Source organism: Sporosarcina sp. SAFN-015, from assembly GCF_059415085.1.
Map to the genome: position 1 here is coordinate 1 of NZ_JBPFDR010000029.1, position 900 is coordinate 900.

Below are 900 nucleotides of genomic sequence, written 5' to 3' on the forward strand. Positions count from 1 at the left end.
TTCCTTTGTACGAACTATAACGACGTGATTTCCGGGTGAACTTATTGCCTTTCAATCCTAGCTTTCGCATAATGCGTTGCACCTTTTTGTGATTAACGACGATGCCACGATTTTTTAATTCAAGTTGAATCCTGCGATAACCATAATTTTCATTGTGCTCGTCAAAAATGGATTGAATCGTTACCTCCAACTCTTGGTTGGGATTCTCCCGTTTCATTTGTTTTATATGATAGTGATAGGATGATTCAGGAATGCCGACAATCTGCAGGACATCCTTCAGTTGGAATTCTTCTTTGAGTTCGAATGATAACGCTGCTTGTGCTTTTCGAGATAGCCGTCCGGATCCATCTGAAAAGCTCGCAACTTTTTTAGGTATTCCACTTCCAGGCGGAGGAGTTCATTTTCCCGTTCTAATTTCTGTTCACGCGTCATTTCATCCTGCTGTGTTGGCTTCTGGCTCTTCTTGACATTCTTCGCTTTATCAGACATGGCCGGTCGTCCTTTCGGGTTGTCCAGGGCTTCCGCACCGCCTTCAAGGAATTTCTTCTTCCAACCTCTGATGACCGAGGGATTCGTTATTCCGAAGTGAAGTGCCGTCTTTGAAAGCGAAGCGCCTGGTCTTTTCATAAAGCTTAATACATCCAGTTTGAATTGAACAGAATAAATCGCGTCCTTTTTCTTTCGAAATACTCCCTCCACACCAAACTTCTTGTATGCGTTTACCCAATCAATGATCTGTCTCTTCGACTTTACACCATGTTTTTCCGCCAATCTCTTATACCCAATTGTTCCTTTGAGATATTCCCGAACAACCATCACCTTAAAATCATCTGTATATTTAACCATAATAAAACACCCCAAAAGTTAGATTTTCAACTCTAACTTTTGGGGTGCACTTCA

At 41.8% G+C, this 900-nt stretch carries 2 protein-coding genes; both read right to left on the reverse strand.

Annotated elements, in window-relative coordinates; genetic code table 11:
- A partial coding sequence (locus ACR65H_RS18505; RefSeq protein WP_440502418.1) for an IS3 family transposase occupies window positions 1–190 on the reverse strand: 190 nt, incomplete at its 3' end.
- An 86-nt stretch (window positions 191–276) separates the two neighbouring features.
- Window positions 277–846 (reverse strand): helix-turn-helix domain-containing protein, encoded by a 570-nt coding sequence (locus ACR65H_RS18510; protein WP_440502419.1) that lies wholly within the window; start codon window positions 844–846, stop codon window positions 277–279.
- Between the last annotated feature and the right edge of the window lie 54 nt (window positions 847–900).